Source organism: Streptomyces sp. NPDC001480 (assembly GCF_042894725.1).
Lineage (GTDB): Bacteria > Actinomycetota > Actinomycetes > Streptomycetales > Streptomycetaceae > Streptomyces.
The window spans coordinates 426256-445160 of record NZ_JBIAVX010000009.1 but is presented as its reverse complement, the minus strand read 5'-3'; the positions used below and the strand labels follow the sequence as shown (position 1 = coordinate 445160).

The 18905-nt window shown below is 71.4% G+C and carries 18 protein-coding genes and 4 pseudogenes; 16 read left to right on the top strand and 6 right to left on the bottom strand.

Annotation, left to right across the window (positions count from 1 at the left end; all coding sequences use genetic code 11):
• A pseudogene (locus ACFY01_RS24905) lies at nucleotides 1-233 on the top strand (IS110 family transposase); the annotation flags it as partial.
• A 17-nt stretch (nucleotides 234-250) separates the two neighbouring features.
• Here ACFY01_RS24905 and ACFY01_RS24900 read toward each other — a convergent pair.
• Nucleotides 251-493, bottom strand: a pseudogene (locus tag ACFY01_RS24900) (hypothetical protein); the annotation flags it as partial.
• A gap of 106 nt (nucleotides 494-599) precedes the next feature.
• Here ACFY01_RS24900 and ACFY01_RS24895 point away from each other — a divergent pair.
• A complete protein-coding gene (locus tag ACFY01_RS24895; RefSeq protein ID WP_390737923.1) occupies nucleotides 600-1172 on the top strand; it encodes a hypothetical protein in 573 nt (190 codons plus the stop codon).
• A gap of 65 nt (nucleotides 1173-1237) precedes the next feature.
• On the opposite strand, the gene ACFY01_RS24890 is transcribed toward ACFY01_RS24895, so the two are convergent.
• On the bottom strand, nucleotides 1238-2098 hold the full coding sequence (locus tag ACFY01_RS24890) for an NmrA/HSCARG family protein (protein ID WP_390737922.1): 861 nt from the start codon (nucleotides 2096-2098) through the stop codon (nucleotides 1238-1240).
• A 302-nt stretch (nucleotides 2099-2400) separates the two neighbouring features.
• On the opposite strand from ACFY01_RS24890, the gene ACFY01_RS24885 reads away from it, so the two are divergent.
• From ACFY01_RS24885 to ACFY01_RS24840, 10 genes and pseudogenes are all read left to right on the top strand, one after another.
• Complete coding sequence (locus tag ACFY01_RS24885; RefSeq protein WP_390737921.1) at nucleotides 2401-5154, top strand: phosphoenolpyruvate synthase; 2754 nt, start codon at nucleotides 2401-2403, stop codon at nucleotides 5152-5154.
• Nucleotides 5151-6803: a hypothetical protein gene (locus ACFY01_RS24880; protein ID WP_390737920.1), complete on the top strand. Its 1653-nt coding sequence runs from the start codon at nucleotides 5151-5153 to the stop codon at nucleotides 6801-6803. Before ACFY01_RS24885 ends, ACFY01_RS24880 begins: the two co-directional genes overlap by 4 nt.
• Nucleotides 6804-6838: 35 nt before the next feature.
• Entirely contained in the window at nucleotides 6839-7930 is a 1092-nt protein-coding gene (locus ACFY01_RS24875) for an SDR family oxidoreductase (RefSeq protein WP_390737919.1), read from the top strand.
• Nucleotides 7927-8874, top strand: a complete 948-nt coding sequence (locus ACFY01_RS24870) for a nucleoside-diphosphate kinase (protein WP_390737918.1) — start codon at nucleotides 7927-7929, stop codon at nucleotides 8872-8874. Before ACFY01_RS24875 ends, ACFY01_RS24870 begins: the two co-directional genes overlap by 4 nt.
• A gap of 10 nt (nucleotides 8875-8884) precedes the next feature.
• A complete protein-coding gene (locus ACFY01_RS24865; RefSeq protein WP_390737917.1) occupies nucleotides 8885-9868 on the top strand; it encodes a ScbA/BarX family gamma-butyrolactone biosynthesis protein in 984 nt (327 codons plus the stop codon).
• Nucleotides 9865-10752, top strand: coding sequence for a hypothetical protein (locus ACFY01_RS24860; protein WP_390737916.1), 888 nt, complete (start codon nucleotides 9865-9867; stop codon nucleotides 10750-10752). The genes ACFY01_RS24865 and ACFY01_RS24860 overlap by 4 nt, the downstream gene beginning before the upstream one ends.
• On the top strand, nucleotides 10749-11393 hold the full coding sequence (locus ACFY01_RS24855) for a nitroreductase family protein (protein WP_390737915.1): 645 nt from the start codon (nucleotides 10749-10751) through the stop codon (nucleotides 11391-11393). Before ACFY01_RS24860 ends, ACFY01_RS24855 begins: the two co-directional genes overlap by 4 nt.
• Before the next feature lie 155 nt (nucleotides 11394-11548).
• Nucleotides 11549-12799: pseudogene (locus ACFY01_RS24850) on the top strand (MMPL family transporter); the annotation flags it as partial.
• Between the two features lie 47 nt (nucleotides 12800-12846).
• Nucleotides 12847-13188, top strand: a complete 342-nt coding sequence (locus ACFY01_RS24845) for a sensor histidine kinase (RefSeq protein WP_390737914.1) — start codon at nucleotides 12847-12849, stop codon at nucleotides 13186-13188.
• Nucleotides 13185-13862, top strand: a complete 678-nt coding sequence (locus ACFY01_RS24840; protein ID WP_390737913.1) for a response regulator — start codon at nucleotides 13185-13187, stop codon at nucleotides 13860-13862. Before ACFY01_RS24845 ends, ACFY01_RS24840 begins: the two co-directional genes overlap by 4 nt.
• A 22-nt stretch (nucleotides 13863-13884) precedes the next feature.
• On the opposite strand, the pseudogene ACFY01_RS24835 reads toward ACFY01_RS24840, so the two are convergent.
• Nucleotides 13885-14301, bottom strand: a pseudogene (locus tag ACFY01_RS24835) (LuxR C-terminal-related transcriptional regulator); the annotation flags it as partial.
• Between the two features lie 173 nt (nucleotides 14302-14474).
• Between ACFY01_RS24835 and ACFY01_RS24830 the strand changes: the two are divergent.
• Nucleotides 14475-14834 (top strand): hypothetical protein, encoded by a 360-nt coding sequence (locus ACFY01_RS24830; protein ID WP_390737912.1) that lies wholly within the window; start codon nucleotides 14475-14477, stop codon nucleotides 14832-14834.
• Between the two features lie 148 nt (nucleotides 14835-14982).
• Nucleotides 14983-15870: an MBL fold metallo-hydrolase gene (locus ACFY01_RS24825; protein ID WP_390737911.1), complete on the top strand. Its 888-nt coding sequence runs from the start codon at nucleotides 14983-14985 to the stop codon at nucleotides 15868-15870.
• A 57-nt stretch (nucleotides 15871-15927) separates the two neighbouring features.
• Here ACFY01_RS24825 and ACFY01_RS24820 read toward each other — a convergent pair whose 3' ends face one another.
• On the bottom strand, nucleotides 15928-16518 hold the full coding sequence (locus ACFY01_RS24820) for a TetR/AcrR family transcriptional regulator (protein WP_390737910.1): 591 nt from the start codon (nucleotides 16516-16518) through the stop codon (nucleotides 15928-15930).
• Between the two features lie 51 nt (nucleotides 16519-16569).
• On the opposite strand from ACFY01_RS24820, the gene ACFY01_RS24815 reads away from it, so the two are divergent.
• Nucleotides 16570-17121 carry a GNAT family N-acetyltransferase gene (locus ACFY01_RS24815; protein ID WP_390737909.1) on the top strand — a complete coding sequence of 184 codons (552 nt, stop codon included), beginning with the start codon at nucleotides 16570-16572 and terminating at the stop codon, nucleotides 17119-17121.
• Nucleotides 17122-17157: 36 nt separating this feature from the next.
• On the opposite strand, the gene ACFY01_RS24810 is transcribed toward ACFY01_RS24815, so the two are convergent.
• Nucleotides 17158-17622: an SRPBCC family protein gene (locus ACFY01_RS24810; RefSeq protein WP_390737908.1), complete on the bottom strand. Its 465-nt coding sequence runs from the start codon at nucleotides 17620-17622 to the stop codon at nucleotides 17158-17160.
• Nucleotides 17623-17668: 46 nt separating this feature from the next.
• On the opposite strand from ACFY01_RS24810, the gene ACFY01_RS24805 reads away from it, so the two are divergent.
• A complete protein-coding gene (locus ACFY01_RS24805) occupies nucleotides 17669-18286 on the top strand; it encodes a TetR/AcrR family transcriptional regulator (protein ID WP_390737907.1) in 618 nt (205 codons plus the stop codon).
• On the opposite strand, the gene ACFY01_RS24800 is transcribed toward ACFY01_RS24805, so the two are convergent.
• On the bottom strand, nucleotides 18274-18873 hold the full coding sequence (locus ACFY01_RS24800) for a TetR family transcriptional regulator (protein WP_390737906.1): 600 nt from the start codon (nucleotides 18871-18873) through the stop codon (nucleotides 18274-18276). The genes ACFY01_RS24805 and ACFY01_RS24800 overlap by 13 nt on opposite strands.
• Nucleotides 18874-18905 lie beyond the last annotated feature (32 nt).

Below are 18905 nucleotides of genomic sequence, written 5' to 3'. Positions count from 1 at the left end.
ACCGCAGTGGCGACCGGCAGCTCAACCGGGCCTTACACACGATCACGCTGATCCGGATGCGGCTGGACGCGGCCACGAAGACGTACGTCGCCCGCAGAGTCGCCGAGGGCAAGACCTCTCGGGACGCCCAGCGGTGCCTGAAGCGCGCAATCTGCCGACAGCTCTTCAAGATGCTCGAACACCCCAGTCGCGGCATCGGAGCGAATCCTGACGATCTTCCTCAAGCAGCTTGACGCGATATAGCAGCCTCGGGGAGCAACTGCTCCGTCTTGCGGATCCCGCCGCCGATGACGATCACGTCCCACGCACGCTCGGTCAATGACGCGATGAGCGTGGACTCGGCCGATTCGTCGAAGACGAGCAGCGTCATGGCCGCGTCGATGCCGTGCTCGCCGAACCGGGCCAACTCCGCGTCCAGGGCCGCGCGGAGGGCCGCCCCGTCTACGCCGGGTATCGCCAGCGGGTCGTAACCGACAACCAGTACCGAGGACATGAGGCCAACCTACCGGTTCGCCGGCTTTCCCCGAGTACAACCAAGACCCTGTCGTCGGCGTCTGAAGAGGAGCCGATCCGATCACCAACTCCCGCTTGGAGGAAACATGCGCAAGGTATCGCGCGGAGCGTTACTCGCCGCGACCGCGATGGTGGGCCTGTCCCTGGCCGTGACAGCTCCGACCGCGTTCGCGGCCCAGAGCGCCGGCACGGCCGCCGCCTGCCAGACCGGCTGGGGCAGTCAGCCGAAGTCGGCGACGGAGGACGCACCCGCGTTGCTGACGAACATCAGGACAGGCAGCCACGACTGCTACGACCGCATCGTCTTCGACATCCCCGCCGGCAGCACCAGCCGGCTCGGCTACACCGTCCAGTACGTGGATGCCTTCTACCAGGACGGCAGCGGGGACCCGATCCCGGTGTCCGGCGGCGCGATCCTGGAGATCCGTGTCTCCGCGGCCTCGTACGACATGGAGCACCACCAGCAGACCTACCCCGGCAAGGGCAAGCAGCCGCTCCCCGGTGTTGACCTGACCGGCTACAGGACCTTCCGGGACGCCAAGTTCGGCGCCAGCTTCGAGGGCCAGAGCCAGGTCGGCCTGGGTGTGCGCGCCCGCCTGCCGTTCAAGGTGACCCAGCTGTCCGACAAGCTCGTGGTGGACGTCGCCCACTCCTGGTGAGACGGCCTGACGGCCCTCGTCGGACGAGATCGGCCACGCGCCGTACGACCGGCGGCGCGTGGCCTTCAAAGGAGGCCGGCCCAGTCCTGGGCGACGGCCCAGTCGGTGAAGCTGTGCCAGCCGACTTCGGGGTAGTCACGTCGCAGCCCGGCGACATCGACGTCGAGGCCGACGGTTGTGAAGTACTCGAACATGGCCGCCAGATCAGCCGATCGGGTCCGGACGTACGTCAGGGGCACCTCTTTGTGGGTGACCGGGCGGCCCATGGCGGCCGTGAGGATCTCCGCCATCTGCCCGGGGGTGCGCGCGTCGGAGGCGATGTCGATGCGGCGGCCGGTGAACTCGTCACGGCGTTGGAGGGCGAGCGCGGCGAACGCGCCGATGTCGGAGGCGGGGATGAGGGTGAGCGGCCGGTCGCCGGGCATGGGCCAGACGAAGGTGCCTTCGCGCAGCCCGTCGAGGGTCCAGCCGCCGGTGTAGTTCTCCATGAACGCCGCCGGGGCGATCACCGTCCAGGGCACCCCGGCCGCACGCAGGTGCTGCTCGATCAGGTGCTTGCTCTCGTAGTGCGGGACGCCGGTGGCCCGGTCGGCGTGGGCGGCGGAGGTGAACACGATGTGCTCCAGGCGGACATCCGCCGCGGTGTCGACGAGTGCCCTTCCGTGCCGGACTTCGGTGGCGGTGTCGGTGCCGAACGGGGTGGTGACCGCGAAGAGGGAGTCCGCTCCGGTCAGGGCGGCCTCCAGGGAGGGGCGGTCGTCGAAGTCGGCGCGGCGCACGTCGGCACCGAGGGCGCGCAGGGCGTCGGCGGCGGGTGAATCGGGACGGCGGGTGAGGGCGCGCACGCGGTGACCGGCTGCCAGCAAGGCACGGGCGGTGGCCCAGCCCTGGGTTCCGGTGGCTCCGGTGACGGCGACGGTGAGCATGGTTCTCCTCGGATCCTGCTGTCGATGCTGTCGATGCGCGGCGCATTTACTGCGTCGTGCAGAAGAATAGCAGGGGGTCGCTGCGTCACGCAGTCATTTTGGGGTCGCGCCGTCGGGTCACGCCGTCGAGGGTGGTGACGTCGACGCCCCAGCCGAGCGTGGTCCGGTTGTAATTGAAAAAACCACGACGACCGAAAAAGACCCACCGCCGGGCCGCAGGGTGTTTCGACCGGCCGCACTGTGAAACATTCGGGCGAGATCGAGCAACACCGGTTGAGTAACGCACTTGAAAAGGAAACGAGTTGTCGCTCAGCGCGCGATCAGGACACCGGTCCCTGCACGTCCTCACACCGGCCAGTGAGAAATCCAAGATCACCGAATGGGCCGGTGGAAAAGGAAAGAACCTCCACACCCTGAGTACGTCCGGCTTTCACATACCGAGCTGGTCGATCCTCGGCCTGAATGTGTTCGGGGAATTCTGCCGCGGCAGCGGACTGGACGAGCACCTGGCACGGCTGCTCGCCGACGGCCTGCCGTCGAATGCCCGGCGGGCCGCCGACGAGATCGCCCGTCTGATCGAGTCCGCGCCCCTCGGCGAGCACGTGACGGAGGCCATCGCCCTGGCCTACCGGCAGGCCGGCGGTGGTTCGGTCGCCGTCCGCTCGTCCGGCGCGGAGGAGGACGGTGCGCGGCACTCCTTCGCCGGTCAGTTCGACACCTTCCTCAACGTCCGGGGCCTCGACGAGGTCACCTCCCATGTCCGCCGCTGCTGGGCCTCCGGATTCTCCGAGCGCTCCCTCCGCTACCGGGCCCGGCACCGGCTGCCCGTCGACCCCGGTGGCGTCGCCGTGATCGTGCAGCGCATGGTGCCCGCCGACCACAGCGGTGTGCTGTTCACCGCCGATCCGACGACCGGCCGTACCGACCGCCATGTGGTCAGCGCCGTCCACGGGCTGGGGGAGGGGCTGGTCTCGGGCGCGGTCGACGCGGACACCATCGTCCTGGACGCCACCACCGGCGAGCCGCTGAACACGGTGATCGGCGACAAGCAGGAGCGTTACGACGCCGGGCCCGGACCCGGCTGCCAGGTGTCGGCCGTCGCCGACGAGGACCGCGCCACGCTGTCCCTGACCGCCGCCGACCTGGCCCGGTTGCACGAGACCGGCATCCGCGTCGCCGCGCACTACGGCGTGCCCCAGGACATCGAGTGGGCCATTGCCGAGGACACCCTGTGGATCCTCCAGAGCCGCCCGGTCACCGCCCTCGCCCCCGCGCCGGAGCCCGAGGGCGAACTGCGCGTCTGGGACAACTCCAACGTCGTCGAGAGCTTCAGCGGGGTCGTGTCCCCGCTGACCTACAGTTTCGCCGCCGACACCTACGCCAAGGTGTACGACGGTTACGCCCGCGCCCTGGGCGTCCGCGGCGAGCGACTGCGCGAGGTGCGGGAGTGGACCCCGCACATGCTCGGCCATGTCCACGGGCGGGTCTACTACAACCTCTTCCACTGGTACCGGATGGTGCGTCTGGCCCCGCTGTACCGGCTCAACCGGCGCGTTCTCGAGAAGTGCCTCGGGGTCTCGGAAAGCATCTCCGACGAGACCGCCGACGCACTCCATCCGTTCACGCCACGATCCGGGCTGCGCGGACGGCTCTCGCACCTGGCCCGAACTGCGGTCTTCGTCAGGAGATTCCTCACCACGCGGAAATCCGTGGAGACCTTCCACAGGGATTTCTACCGGGCGTACTCGATCTTCAACAATGTCGATTACGACGCGCTGCCCGGTGACGAAACCTATCGCCGCTTTCGCCGGCTACAGCGTGAACTCATCGAGAAATGGGGCCCGATGCAGGTCCTGGACGCGACGGTCCTGCTCTCCCTGGGACTGCTGGCCCTGCTCACCCGCAGATGGCTCCCGGCCGCACCGGAGTGGTTCACCTGGGCCGCGGCCGCACCCGGCGGCGCCGTGGAGTCCGTGGAACCGGTGTGGGCGCTGCGCGAACTGGCAGCCAGGGCACGCTCCGACGCCGAGGTCCTGCGACTGCTGGAACGCACCCCCGACCCCGAGGCCTACGAGACGCTCCGCGCTGCCGGCCACACCCGCTTCCTGGCCGCGGTCGACGCCTACATCGCCGACTACGGCTACCGCAGCCCCGACGAACTCAAGCTCGAGGTCCCCGACCTGCACGAGAACCCGGCAGGTCTGTTCACCCTGCTGCGCGACGCGCTGCCGGCCGGCGTGGGCGCCGGCGAGCCGGACCGCGGTGACGAGGCCGACGCCTACCTCGACGAGCACCTGCGCGGCCCGCGCCGACTGCTGTACGAGCGGGTGCGGAGCAAGGCCAGGGCGGCCCTCGCCGACCGGGAACGGCTGAGGTTCTGCCGCACCCGCGCCTTCGGGGCGGCCAGACGCATGCTGCGCGCCCTGGGCCTCGACCTGGCACGGGCCGGTGCCCTCGACGCCCGCGACGACATCTTCATGCTGCGCCTGGAAGAGATCACAGGCGCCTACGAAGGCATGATCACGCACACCGAACTGCGGGACCTGGTCACACTGCGCCGCGCACAACTGGCCGCCGACACCGCACTGCACGCCCCGTCCCGCTTCACCACCCGCGGCGCCCCGTACTGGTCGGGCAACCTGGAGCGGGCCGGCTGGACGAACGGTCCGGCCACGCCCAGCGGAGCCCGCGAGCTGCGCGGCACCCCCTGCTGCCCCGGCGTCGTCGAAGGCCCCGCCGTGGTCACCGACAACCCGCACGACATCAGCGGCGGCATCCTGGTCACCTACCGCACCGACCCCGGCTGGGTCACCGCGCTGCCCTCCGCCGCGGCCCTCGTCATCGAACGCGGCAGCCCGCTCACCCATGTCGCCGTCGTGGCACGAGAACTGGGCATCCCGACCGTGGTCCAGGTCAAGGACGTCACCACCGAGATCCGCAGCGGGACCCGGCTGCGCGTAGACGGCACCGCCGGGACGGTCACCGTACTCGCCGACCCGCCCGACGAGGGCCCGGCCGCCGCCCGGCACACCCCCGGAACGGAGACACACCCGTGATCCTCACCGAGGACCGACTTCAGGATCTTCTCGACAAGTCCCTCGCCGAACTGCCGCACGGCACCGAGTGGGCCGTCACCCTCGAAGGCTCCATCGCGGAGGGATTCGGCAATCCCTCCTCCGACATCGACTTCCTGCTCGTCGCCCGCCACGAGGACGACCTGCCGGTCATGCCGTCGCTGCTCTTCGTGGACGGCCGACGGGTGGAGATCCGCACCCAGTCGGTGCGCCAACTCGCCGACAGGTTACGCGCGGTGGAGGAGGGGGCCGCACGGCCCGGCCGGCTCTCCGAGGACCTCCTCAACCGCTGCCAGCGGCTGCTGCACAGCCACCCGCTGCGCGGCCACGCCCTGATCGAGGAGGTGAAGGCCCTGCTGCCCGTCGAGCGGTTCCGCCGGATCACCGCCGACTGGTGGGCACACCGGGCCCGGCAGTCCCTGCGGCACGCGATGGCGCTGCTGTGCCTCGGCGAGAGCGACGAGGCGGTCGACTGGACCCGCGCCGGGCTCGTCCAGACCGTCAAGTCCTGGGCGGCCGGCCTGGGCGAGACCTACCTCGAACCCAAGTGGCTGTCCCTGCAACTGGACCGGGCCGGCCGGGCGGACGTACGCGACCGCTACTGGCAGCTGACGGCCGCCGACCCCGCTCCCGGCGACGCCGAGGCCGCCCACGCCCACCTGACCGCCTGCCTCGCCTTCGCCGAGGAGGTCGGTCTCACCGGCGTCCCCCGGCGGGCCGAGCGGCTCACCGTCGAGCGCGTGGCCGGGGTGACCACCTGGCAGACCGGCGACCGCGTCCACGTCATCCGCGGGCGGCGCGAGGTGTTCGCCCTCGGCGAGGACGCCGGCGCCGTCTGGCGCTCCCTCGTGCTGGGCCGGCCGCTGCCCCGGGTGCTGGCCGCGGCCGCGGCCACCGGCGTCGCCGACCCCGGTCCGCCGCTGGCCACATTCCTGCGCTACGGGCTGGTCCGCCTCGTCTGGAAGGGCGGCGGCACCGTCACCCCCTCGCTGCCGCTCGCCGCCCCACCCGGACCCGTCACCCCACCGCCCTCCACCGCACAGCCGCTGCTGTCGGTGCGCGGTGCGGCCGTCGGCGGACCCGGCGCCGTCGACCTCATGCCGCTGCCCGCCGACCGGTTCGCCGCCGCGGCCATGGCCCTGGTGTGGTCCAACGTGGTCGTCGAGAACGCCGTCGAGGATCTGACCGGCGCCCTGCGACGCGGCCAGTGGCGCGTCGCCGAACTCACCGCGCGTCGCGCCGTGCACGCCGCTCTGCGCGGGCTGTTCAGCGCCCACGGGGTCCATCCGCTGCCCCCCGACCCCGACCTCGTACGCCGCCTCGACCTGCTGCCGCCCGCCACCGGGCCGATCGGAGCGCGCGCCGGCGAACTGCTGCGCCGCACGGTCGACTCGACACAGCACGGCGACACCCTGCTCGCGGACCTGCGCGCCTACATCGGCCAGGTCCGAGACACCGTGGGCGCCGGTTCCTTCCCGCTCTCCTTCGACTCCGCGGACACCTGGCGGGCCACCCTCCAGGTCGGCCACGACTGGCTGCGCATCGGCGCCCACCTCGACGCGCAACTGCCCATCGAGGAAGCCCGCGACCTGCTGGCCGGCAACGGGGCCCAGCCCCACCAGGCCACGTGACAGCACCCCGCCGACCCGCCACCCCGGAGCCACCCATGTCCGACCCGATGACGGTGCTGGTGACCGGCGCCAGCGGATTCCTGGGCGCCGAGACGACCGCCCGGCTCAGCGCCGCGGGCCACACCGTGCTGACACTGCTGCACCGCAACAGCGAACTCGTCCGCAACAACGGCAGAAAACTCACCCCCGGCCGGGGCACCCTCACCCGGATCGCCGGCGACGTCACCCGCCCCGGTCTCGGACTGACCGACGACGACCGCAGACTCGCCGCCCTCGCCGACCGCATCGTGCACTGCGCCGCCGTCACCGACTTCGGACTGCCCGACGAACGGTACGAGCACGTCAACGTCACCGGCACCCGGAACGTCCTGGACCTCGCCCTCGCCTGTCACATCCCGCTGGTCCACGTCAGTACGGCGTACGTGTGCGGGGAACGCGACGGCATCGCCCGCGAGGACGAACTCGACGTCGGCCAACGCCCGGGCAACTGCTACGAGAAGAGCAAGCTCACCGCCGAGACCATGGTCCGCGAGGCCGCGCGGGACGGCCTGCCCGTGGCCGTCGTGCGCCCGAGCATCGTCACCGGCGCCACCCGTACCGGCCGCGTCCGCGAATTCAAGACCATCTACCCCGTGCTCCGGGTCCTGACCAGGGGCCTGGTGCGCACCGTGCCGGGCCACTACGACGCCGTCCTGGACCTGGTCCCGGTCGACCGCGTCGCCGATCTGGTGACCGAGGCCGCCACCCGCTTCCAGGACGCCGGGGGCCGCACGCTGCACGCCGTCGGTCACGAGCTGACCCTGCGGGACTTCTCCGACGTCCTCGCCGAGTACCCGTCCCTCCAGGTACCGAGGTTCGTGCCGCCGTCCGCGTTCTCCGCCTCGGCCCTGCCCGACCGCGAACGCCCCTACTACGACCGCGTCATCTCCCTCCACGACACCTACTTCCGCCGCCGCGTCCACTTCGACGACACGCAGGCCGCGGCCTTCAGCCGCCGTCCGGCACCCGCGCGCGGCCGGCCCTACCTGCGCCGCCTCCTCGACCACTGCCTCACCACCGGCTATCTCGGCCCGGCCCCGCGCGAGGAGCCGGCCGCCGCCCTGTACGACGGGAGCACCCACCGATGACCCTCGCGCGGCTCGCCGAACCCCCGCACGGCATACCCGTGTCCCCGCTCATGACCTGCCATGCCGCCAAGCGACGCCTGTACGGTGCGGACACCTACTTCCAGGAGGGTCACGGACAACTGGCCGCCCTCACGGACGACGTCACCGGCTTCGCCCACCGGCACGCCGCGCTGCTGCTGAAGCCGGATGCCGTGGTGGCCCGCAGGCTGGAAGCGGCCGTGGACTGGCTGAGCGCAAGAGGCTTCAGGATCGTCGCGGCGGCGGTCACCCGGCTGACCCGCACCATGATCCGCTCCCTGTGGTACTTCCAGTGGAACCTGGCCACCCCCCACCGCAGGAGGCTCGCCGCCCTCTTCCTGGAGGACGCCGACGCCCTCGTGCTGCTCGTCCGCCCCGCGCACGACCTCGACGTTCCCGCCTCGGTCGAGCTCACCCGGCTCAAGGGGCCCACCGACCCCGACGCCCGGCGGCCGGGCCAGCTGCGCCACCTCCTCGGTCGCTACAGCTACCTGCTGAACCTGGTGCACACCCCCGACGAACCCGCCGACGTCCTGCGGGAGCTGGCCGTGCACTTCGACGACACCGCACGCGAACGCCTCTTCCGTTCCGCCCTCGCCGGAGAGGACCGCACCGCCGAGGCCCTGGAGCTGACCGGCCGGCTGTACGCCGCCACCAAGCCCCGGAGCCTCGACTTCGAGCCGGCCGTCGAACGGCTGCGTGACGCCCTTGCCCGGCACGGCGCCACCACCGCCCCGACGGCCGGTCCGCGGCTGCTGCTGGAGACCGCCTGGGAACACGGGATCGACCTCGACCCGTGGGACACCGTCATCGTCGGCTCCAAGGTCCTCCCCATGCGGCAGCCCGGCCGGACCCCGGTGCTCGACGGGGCCGACGCCGACAGCTGGCGCCGCCACCTGGACACCGTCCGCGGCACACCGAGGTGAGGAGCGTTCCATGCAGTTCACCCGGACACTCACCAGGGAGCTGGTGCACCGCGCCGCGGTCGCCGAGGTCTTCCTGACCGACGCGGAGCGCCGCGGCGAGGACGAGATACTGCTGGCCGCGCAGCTTCCCCGCCGCCACGCCTTCTACCACGACACCTTCGGCCCGCGCGCCCACCACGACCCGCTGTTGCTGCTGGAGGCGTGCCGACAGGGCATCTTCGTGGTCGCCCACCGCTACCTCGACGTCCCCCTGGGGCACAAGTTCCTGTTGCGCTCGGTCGAGTTCGAGGTGCCGGACCAGGCAGAGCCCATCCGCGGCGACCGTCCCACCGAGGCCGTCATCACCGCCCGTGTCGAACACCGGTTCCGCCACCGGGCCGCACTGACCGGCCTGCGGCTGCGCTTCACCCTGGCCATCGGCGCGCACACGGCTCTGCTGGCCCGCATCGACTACTCCTGGATGCCCCCGCGGGCCTGGACGCGCCTGCGGGCCGGACAGCGTGGCGGGCTCTGCCTGCCCGACGTTCCCGTCGCCCTGTCCGGACCACGCGTCGACCCCGCGCTCGTCGGCCGGCGCGACCCGGCCAACACGGTCATCTCACCGCCGCGCACGGCCGCCGACGGCACCCGCACCGCCCGCCTGATCGCCGAGACCACCCACCCGACCCTGTACGACCACTGGGTCGACCACGTGCCCGGCATGCTGGAACTGGAAGCGTTCCGCCAACTCGCCCTGACGGCGGCCGTCGACGCCGGTACCGTCCGCACACCCGCGGCGCTGCCGGTCGCCCTGGCGGCGCGATTCAACTGCTTCGCCGAGATGGACCTGCCCCTTCAGTGCCGTACCGCTCCCGTCCGGCCCGGCGCCGAGATCGACTGCACCCTGCACCAGGGCGGCGTCGTCGTCGCAGAGGCCCGGATCAGGTTGGCGGACGCGGACCCGGCCGGCCTCCCGGGTGCCCTCGCCGTCCCGGCGGCGCACGGAGCCGTATGACCCGGGCCGCACCCGCCAGACTGTGCCGCTTCGTGCTGCTGAGGTTCCGGCCGCACATCTACGTCACCTACGGACTGCTGTGGGTCCTCGCCCTGGAGAGCTCGGCGGTGGCCGCGACCGGCACGGCCTGGCAGCCGTCCGGCGCGACCTGGGTGCGGGTCGTGAGCGTCGTACTCGCGCTGCTGTTCCTGCGGATGCTCGACGAGCGGAAGGACCTCGCGTACGACCGCGTGCACCACCCGGACCGGCCGCTCGTCACCGGCGCGATCACCGTGGCCGAACTGCGCGGCGCGATGGTGGCGATCACCGTGGCGGTGACGGCTCTGAACACCGCCTGCTCCGCCACGGCCGCCCTGCTGCTCCTCGCGGCCCTCGGTTACGGGCTGCTGCTCACCGCCCTGGAACGGCTGTCGCCCGCGGTACGCGACCGGCAACTGCTCAACCTGGCCGTCACCTACCCGGTACAGGTGCTGCTCGGGGTCTACGTGTACGGGTCCCTCGTCGCCGCCGGGAGCGCCACGGCCGACTGGCGCGGCGCTGCGCTGCTCGCTCTGTCCGCGTGCGTCTTCCTGCACTTCGAGTTCGCCCGCAAGACCTCCTGGGAGGCGCCGCCGGGAGCCCGCCTGTACTCGGCCGACCTCGGCCCGCGCCGCGGTGCTGCGGTCACCGCGGGTTTCGCGGCCGGGGCGGTCGGCTGTCAGGTGCTGTTGTTCGCGCGGGACGGCCCGCTCGGACTGCTGCCCTGCCTGGCGGCGGCTCTGCCCGCCTGGGGCACCCGACGGTTCCTGTTCACCGGCCGCGGCGCCTGGCCGTTGCCCGCCGCGACGGGCTTCGTCGTGGCCACGTACCTCTCGCTCGTCCTCAGGGCGGTGCTGCTGCGGTGACCGATGAACTCTCCCTGGCCTCCGACGACTTGCTGACGACCACACGGTGCGTGCGGCGGGGCCTGGACCTGGACCGGGCGGTGGACCCGGAACTCGTCAAGGACTGCCTGCGCATCGCCCTCCAGGCCCCCAACGGCAACAACCGGCAGAACTGGCGCTGGATCCTGCTCACCGACCCGCGTATCCGCGCGGACGTCGCCGACGTGTACCGCCGCGCGTTCCACGACCGCAACGCCGCCGCGCTGGACCGCCCGGCGGAGCTCCCCGGGGCGACACGCTCCGTGCTCACCGCCGCCCGCGCGCTGGCCGACCAGCTGCACCGGGTGCCCGTCCTGGTCATCCCCTGCCTCGAACTGGGCGACGGACGGCTGCCGGCGGGGAACCAGGCGGGTCTGTGGGCGTCCTTGCTGCCGGCGGCCTGGAGCTACGCCCTCGCCGCCCGCAGCCGCGGTCTGGCCACCGCCTGGACGGCGGTCCACCTCGACCGCGAACAGGAGGTCGCCGACCTGCTGGGCCTGCCGCCCACCGTCCGCCAGGGCGCACTGCTGCCGACGGCGTACCCGCTGCGCGGCACATTCGGGCCGGGACCGCGGCTGCCGCTGGAGCAGGTCCTGCACCACGACGGCTGGCAGGGAGCCTGACTCCTGGAGGCCATGTCATACCTGAGGATGAGGAAACGGCAGCCCCTCTAGTGCTCTGACACCAGGCGCAACTGCGTATGGGTGCACGACGACTTCGGGACGGCGATCGATCAGCCTGGAGCGGTACCCGATTCCGATGTGGAGATTCCTGACTCGTGGCTACCCTCCTCTACCGAGTGGGCCGTACCGCCTTCCGGCGGCGCTGGTCCGTTCTCTTCGTCTGGGCGGCGGTGCTCGTCGCTGTCGGTGCGGGCGCCGTCGCGGCCCCCTCCGCCGACGACGACGGCACGTCCTTCATGCCGGGGATCGAGGCGCAGAAGGCCTTCGACCTGATGCGGCAGCGCTTTCCCGGGACGAACGGCAACGCGGCCGATGCCCGGATCGTCTTCGTCGCGCCCCACGGGGAGAAGGTGACGGCGGCGGACAACCGCCGGGTCATCGACGAGTTCGTGACCGAGGCGGGGGAGGGGCCGCAGGTGGCCGGTGCGGTGAGCCCGTTCCGGGCCGCCGCAGTGAGCAAGGACGCGTCCATGGCGTACGCGACCGTCACCTACGAGGTGACGGCCGGCGAGCTAACGGACGCCGGCAAGACGGCACTGCGGCACGCCGTCGACGAGGCGCGCAGGAGCGGTATGACGGTCGAGGTGGGCGGCACCGCGCTGACCACCCAGCCGGCCGCGGGCGGCGCCTCCGAGGTGATCGGCATGGCCGTCGCCGCCGTGGTCCTGGTGATGACCTTCGGATCACTGGCGGCCGCCGGGCTTCCCCTGCTCACGGCCATCGCCGGAGTGGGCATCAGCATGGCCGCCATCACGGCGCTCGCCAGTACCTTCAGCCTCTCGGTGACCTCCGGGACGCTGGCGTCCATGCTCGGCCTCGCGGTCGGCATCGACTACGCCCTGTTCGTCGTCTCGCGCTACCGCGAGGAACGGGCCGAGGGACACGCCCCGCAGGAAGCGGCGGGCCTCGCCGCCGGCACCGCGGGATCGGCTGTCGTGTTCGCCGGTCTCACGGTGGTCATCGCTCTGGCGGGCCTGTCGGTGATCGGCGTTCCGGTGCTGACGAAGATGGGCCTGTGCGCCGCGGGCGCGGTCGTCGTCGCGGTCCTGATCGCGCTGACCCTCATCCCGGCCCTCCTGGGGTTCTGGCCGGGCGCGGTCCTCTCCCGCCGGACCCGCAAGAAGGGCGTGCGGGCCGAGACCCGCGGGGACAACGGGGGGAGCCGCTGGGCGCGGTTCGTGCTGCGCCGGCCCGTCACCATCCTGCTCGCCGGAGTGGCCGGCCTCGTCACCCTGGCGGTGCCGATGACGGATCTGCGCCTGGGTATGCCGGGCGCAGAGTCCAAGCCCACGTCCACCACGGAGCGCCGCGCCTACGACGACCTCTCCCGCGGCTTCGGCGCCGGGAACTGACGGACGCCCTGGCCTCGGCCGGACTCCACGTCGACGTCACGGTGCAGGGCACCCCGCACAAGCTTCCCCCGAGCACCGACCTGACCGCCTTCCGCATCCTTCAGGAGGCGCTCACCAACGTCACGAAGCACGCCGACACGCGGACCGCGCACGTGCGCCTGACCCACGCTCCGGACCGGCTGACGCTCAGGGTCAGCAACGACGGCCCCGCCGTCGCGGCGGCCCCCGCGTCCGCCAACGGCTTCGGCCTCATCGGCATGCGGGAACGCGCTCACTCGCTCGACGGCACCCTCACCGCGGGGCCCCGCCCCGACGGCGGGTTCGACGTCACCTGTGTACTGCCCCTGGACCGTACCGACTCACCAGAAGACCCCACGCCATGACGATTCGCGTCCTCCTCGCCGACGACCAGGCCCTGCTCCGGGCCACCTTCCGCATCCTCATCGACTCGACCCCGGACATGACCGTCGTCGACGAGGCCGCCGACGGCCGTGAGGCGATCGACCGCACCCGCGCCCATCACCCGGACGTCGTCCTGATGGACATCCGCATGCCGGGCACCGACGGTCTGGCCGCGACCGCCGAGATCTGCGCGGACCCCGCGCTGTCGGACGTCCGGGTGCTCATCCTGACGACCTTCGAGAACGACGAGTACGTCGCCCAGGCGCTGCGGGCCGGCGCGAGCGGCTTCCTCGGCAAGGACGTCAGCGCCGAAGCGCTCCTCGCGGGGATCCACACGGTGGCCGCCGGCGACGCACTGCTGTCACCCACGGCCACCCGCGCGCTGATCACCCGTTTCCTCGCCGCTCCCGACCCGGACAGCACACCCGTCCCCGTGGACGGTCTCGCCGCCCTCACCCAGCGCGAACGCGAGGTCATGGCCCTGGCCGCCCACGGGAGGTCCAACGCCGAGATCGCCGAGATTCTCGTACTCAGCCCACTGACGGTGCGCAGCCACATCCAGCGGGCCATGTCCAAACTGGATGCCCGGGACCGTGCGCAGCTGGTGGTGATCGCCTACCGGTCCGGACTGGTGAGCGCCGGACCCAGGCCGTGATTCTCGGGGCCGTGGCGGCGCGTCAACCGCGTGCGGCGCGCGAGTTGTCGAGGTAGGCGAGTACGGCGAGCACCCGGCGGTGGCCGCTGTCGGAAGGCGGCAGGCCGAGCTTGAGGAAGACGTTGCCGATGTGCTTGCTGACGGAGCGCTCGGTGATGACGAGCGTTTCGGCGATGGTGGTGTTGTCGTGGCCCTCCGCCATCAGTTTCAGCACCTCGCGCTCGCGCGGGGTGAGGGTGTCGACCGGTGTGTCGCGGCGACGGGTGAGCAACTCCGTCACGACCTCGGGGTCGAGAGCCGTGCCGCCCGCGGCGACCCGCTCCAGCGCGTCGAGGAACTCGTCGACCCGCCCCACGCGGTCCTTCAGCACAGCCCGAACGCCAGGGCCGCGGCCGGCACCAGGTGGGCCGTGGCCCGCCAGGCCTGCCGCATCGCTTTCCACATACCGCCCACGCTAAGTGCCCGGACACCGGGCTTCGGGGGAGCGGGGTGCACGACGGTGGTGCAGCGGGCTGCACCACCGATCGGGGAGGGTGCGCCCTCGAAGACGTGACTGGACGACGGGAGTGTTGAACCAACGTTTTCGGTATCCCACCTGGAAGGCAGCCCCTCATGAAGTCCGCATTCGCGTCGGTCATTCTCTGGCTCGTGTTCCTGGCCGGTCTCGCGTCGTGCGTGGCCTCCGGCGCCGTTTTCGACGGCGGCACGAAGAATCTGGCCACCTACGGCGGAATCGCCCTCTCACTCCTGGCGGGCTCCCGGATCGCGCGGAAGGAACCCATCTCGTTCCTCGCCTCGCGGCCCGTGCTGTGGTTCCTCTTTCTCCTCAACGGAACCGTCGCCGCGTTCTGTGCCCTCGCCGTCGACGGCACGCAGGGAATCATGGCCGCGGTCGGCATGGGAGTCGTCTCACTGGGGGCCGGCTTCGGTCTTCTCCAGAAGCGCGGTGCCTCCCAGCCGGAACGTGCCTGAAAAAGAGAATTATCGACCGCGCGCGGAAAGATATCTGAGAGCAGTGATTTCCGGAAAGGTCAACAAGATTCCGCGATTGGTTTTTCTGGCGGTGAGTGATAATCAATTGGGCGCCCATCGTCATCGACCCACCCGGAGGGATCGCACGATGAACGAGCACTCGGCCGACACCACTTGGCGCGTCGATGGCCGCTGCACCAACTGCGACGTCGCCCGGCAGCTCGCGCCGGGCCTGATCGCCGAAGTCGGCGGCCGCTCCGAGGTCATACGCCAGCCGCGCACCGACGAGGAGGAGAGGACGATCAACGCCGCCGCATTCGCGTGCCACACCCGATCGGTCCGGCACGGCGCGCGCGGCCCCCGTCCGGCACTCGATCCCTTTCCGCTACGCCTTGCCGAGCACGTGCACCTGTGCGGGCACAACTCGCCGCACACCGCCGGCGCCAACTCCTATCTGCTGCGCCGGCCGGCCGGAAACCTGATGATGATCGACACACCGCGCTGGAGTGCCGCCCTGGCGACGAAATACGCCGCCCTCGGCCCGATCACCGACGTGCTGCTCACCCATCGCGACCATGCCGCGCACGGCCGCGCGTACGCAGACCGATTCGGCGCCCGCCTGTGGATCCACGAGGGAGACCTCGCCGCCGCGCCGGACGCCGACGGCATTCTCCGGGGCACCGAGCCGATCGAGATCGCCGACGGCGTGACAGCGCACCCGCTGCCCGGACACACCGAGGGAAGCGTGCTGTATCTCGCCGACGAGACGTACTGCTTCAGCGGTGACAGCTTCTACTGGTCCCGGACCGACGGCGACGTCGCCGTCGCCGAGTCCGTCACCTGGTACTCCATCACCGAACTGGCCGCGTCGCTGGCCCGTACGGCACCGCGGGTGCGCTTCGAATGGCTGCTGCCGGGCCACGGCGACCGCAGACAGCTGCCTGCCGAGGAGTTCGCCCGCCGGATGGACGACCTGGCCGCCCGCACCGGAGAACTCTCACCCCGACCCGTCGACTTCACCGCGTTGCGCTGGTGACGTGGCGGGCCGGTTCCGGCGCGGGCGGTGGTGGGACAGGGGCGCTCGCGGCAGCGGTCACGTGCGGGCGGTCAGGGCGGAGAGGTACTCGTCCAGGAGCTCGACCTGGCGCTCCGGCGGAAAGGCCGCCGGGTCGAACAGGGCCTGAACCACCAGGCCGAGAACGAAGGACTGGGCGCCGACCGCGATGTGCGCGGGATCGCCGGGGGGCAGTTCGCCGAGCTCCTGGGCCGCGGCCACCCGCTCGCTCAGCCTGTCACGTCCTTGGGCGTACTTGCGGGCGTAGTCGGCGCTCAGGGCGGGGTCGGAGAGCGCGGCGTCCCAGGAGGAGACCCAGATCCGGTTGCTGTCGGTGGCCACGGGGGTCAGCGGCAGGATGTCCAGCAACGCGTCCCTCAGGGCGGCCAGGCCTGTGCCCGTGTCCCGGCGCGGCCTGGCGACGGTGCGCTGTTCGAGCAGGTCGAGGGCGTGCTCCAGCAAGGCGCGTTTGGTCGGGAAGTAGTGCGTGAGCAGGCCGGTGGTGGCGCCGAGTTCGGCGGCGACGGCGCGCAGTGTCAGGCCTGCGAAACCGCGGGTGGCCATGACCTGCCAGACCGCCTCCGAGACGTCGCGTCGGCGGGCCTCGTGATCTCCCTTGGTGCGTGGCATGCTGCCACGGTACATTGCCGTAACGCTTGTTATGTAAATGGGGAGGCCCACATGTTCTCGCTGCCGCTGCGCGACGGTGCTCACCTCGGTCCGCTGGAGGTCTGGCATGCCGAGGAGTTCGCCGGCCACATGGATCGGGCTCGCGAACACATCCGTCCGTGGGTCGGGCCCACGTTCGTCACCGACGACGTCGACGGAGCGCGGGCCACGCTCGAGCGGTATGCCGAACGCCAGGCCGGCGACGGCGCCCGCCTGTACGGCATCTGGCGGGACGGCGTGTTGGTCGGCGGGGTGATGTTCACCGACTTCCAGGCCGCTTTCGGTCTGTGCGAGGTCGGTTGCTGGCTGGAGCCGTCCGCCGAGGGCCACGGCCTGGTCACGCAGGCGTGCGGCGCGCTGCTGGACTGGGCGTTCACGTCCCGGGGACTGCACCGGGCCGAGTGGCACTGCCGCGCCGACAACGAACGCAGCTCGGCGGTGGCCGAGCGACTCGGTATGACACTGGAGGGCGTGCGACGCGAGGCATGGCCGTACGAGGGAGTGCGCTACGACAAGCAGCTCTGGGCGGTCCTCGCCCCCGAGTGGCGTGCCCTGGGCCACTGACGGTGAAGCCGGCAGGCGGCACGACAGCTGTCTGTGTCAGGTTCCGGCAGCGGACTCGTGGCGAGCCAACTCGGCGGCCAGGCGCCGCATGACGGTGCGGTTGGCGCGCCGTAGGGTGGCCCGGGCGATGGGCGCCAGCAGGCGGTCGGCGAGAGGGGTGCGCACCCAGGCGTACGTGAACGAGAGGTGGCTCCCGCCGGTTCGCAGCGGTTCGATGGTGTAGGTGCCGTGGGCCAGACGTCGGCCGGCCGCGCTGACGTTCCGTTCGACGATGCGTCGCGGCGCGTCGGCCTCGACGACCTCGATGGTGACGTCGGTCTTCGTGCCGCCCAGCGTGGCGGTGACCGTGGCGCACGACCCTATGCCCCTGCCGGGGCCGCTGTAGCGCCAGTCCGTCAGATAGTGGTTCGTGAACCGCTCGTGGTGAGCCATGACGTCGAGGAAGTCGTAGACCCGCTCGGGCGTGTACGGGACATCGATGGACACGGTGACAGACCTCATGTACCACACGGTACACACGGCATGTACCAATTGGTACACTCGTGACGTGTCGAATACGGACGACTCCGATCCCGCAACCGGGCCCGAACCCAAGGCCGTTCACGTCACGGACGGGGACCGGCGCGCACAACTGGTGGACGCGGCCGTCGACCATGTCGCGGCACACGGCATCGCGGAGTTGAGCCTGCGCCGCCTGGGCGCCGCGATAGGTGTCAGTCACCGCATGCTGATCCACTACTTCGGTTCCAAGGAACAGCTGCTCGTCGAGGTCGTCCGGACGTCGGAGCGACGCCAGCGTGATCTGCTGTCCCGGCTCCGTACGGATCCCGGTCTGTCGCCCGCGGATGCCGCGCGGCTCCTGTGGCAGCAGCTGACGGACCCTCGGCTGGCCGGTCAGGAGCGGCTCTTCTTCGAGATCTGCGGGCAAGCGCTGCGGGGCCGCCCCGAGGCCGTCCCGGTCCTCGAAGGGCTTGTGACGGATTGGCTGGAACCGCTCGTGGCCGCCGAGATCGCCGCGGGGGCGGACCCCACCGCGGCCCGTAACCGCGCGAGGCTGGGCCTCGCCACCGTGCGCGGTCTGCTGCTCGACCTGCTCGCCACCGGCGACCGCGTCGGCGTCGACGCGGCGATGGAGGAGTTCCTCCGGCTGTACTACGGCTCGTGAAGCGCCGGAGCCTTCGTCAGTAGGTCGGCCGCGTAGAGGGTGCGCAGGTCGTCGAAGGCCTGGAGGAGATGCGCGTCCAAGCTCTGCTGCGCGGGGTCGTCGATCCAGGCTTGGGCCGCTTGATGGAAGGCGGCCCAGCCGGTCTGCGCGGCCAGGCGGGCCAGCCGGTCGGCTACATCGCGCTGCCGCAGCGCCTCGGCCACGGCGTCGGTGAGCGACGCGGCCTTGGCCGAGTCGCGTTCGCGGAGCGCCGGTGTCGCGGCGATGACTTCCATTCGTGGCTCGGCGAACGGCCGATTGTCCTCAAGGATCCGTTCGACCTTCCGGAAGGCCCAGAGCAGTATCTCGACCGGTTGCAGGTCATCGGGCGCTTCGGCGACCGCCTCGATCAGCGCGGCACGCAGGTCGGCTTCGCCGTCGAAGAGCACCTCGCGCTTGTCCGGGAAGTGCCGGAAGAACGTGCGCTCGTTGACGCCGGCCCGGGCGGCGATCTCAGCCGTGGTGGTCTGGTCGAACCCGCGTTCCCGGTACAGCTCCAGAGCCGCCTGCTGAAGGCGGCGGCGCGCTTCTGCTCCGCTCCGTGGCACGCCCCGAGGCTACCGCAATGTCCGGCGCCCGA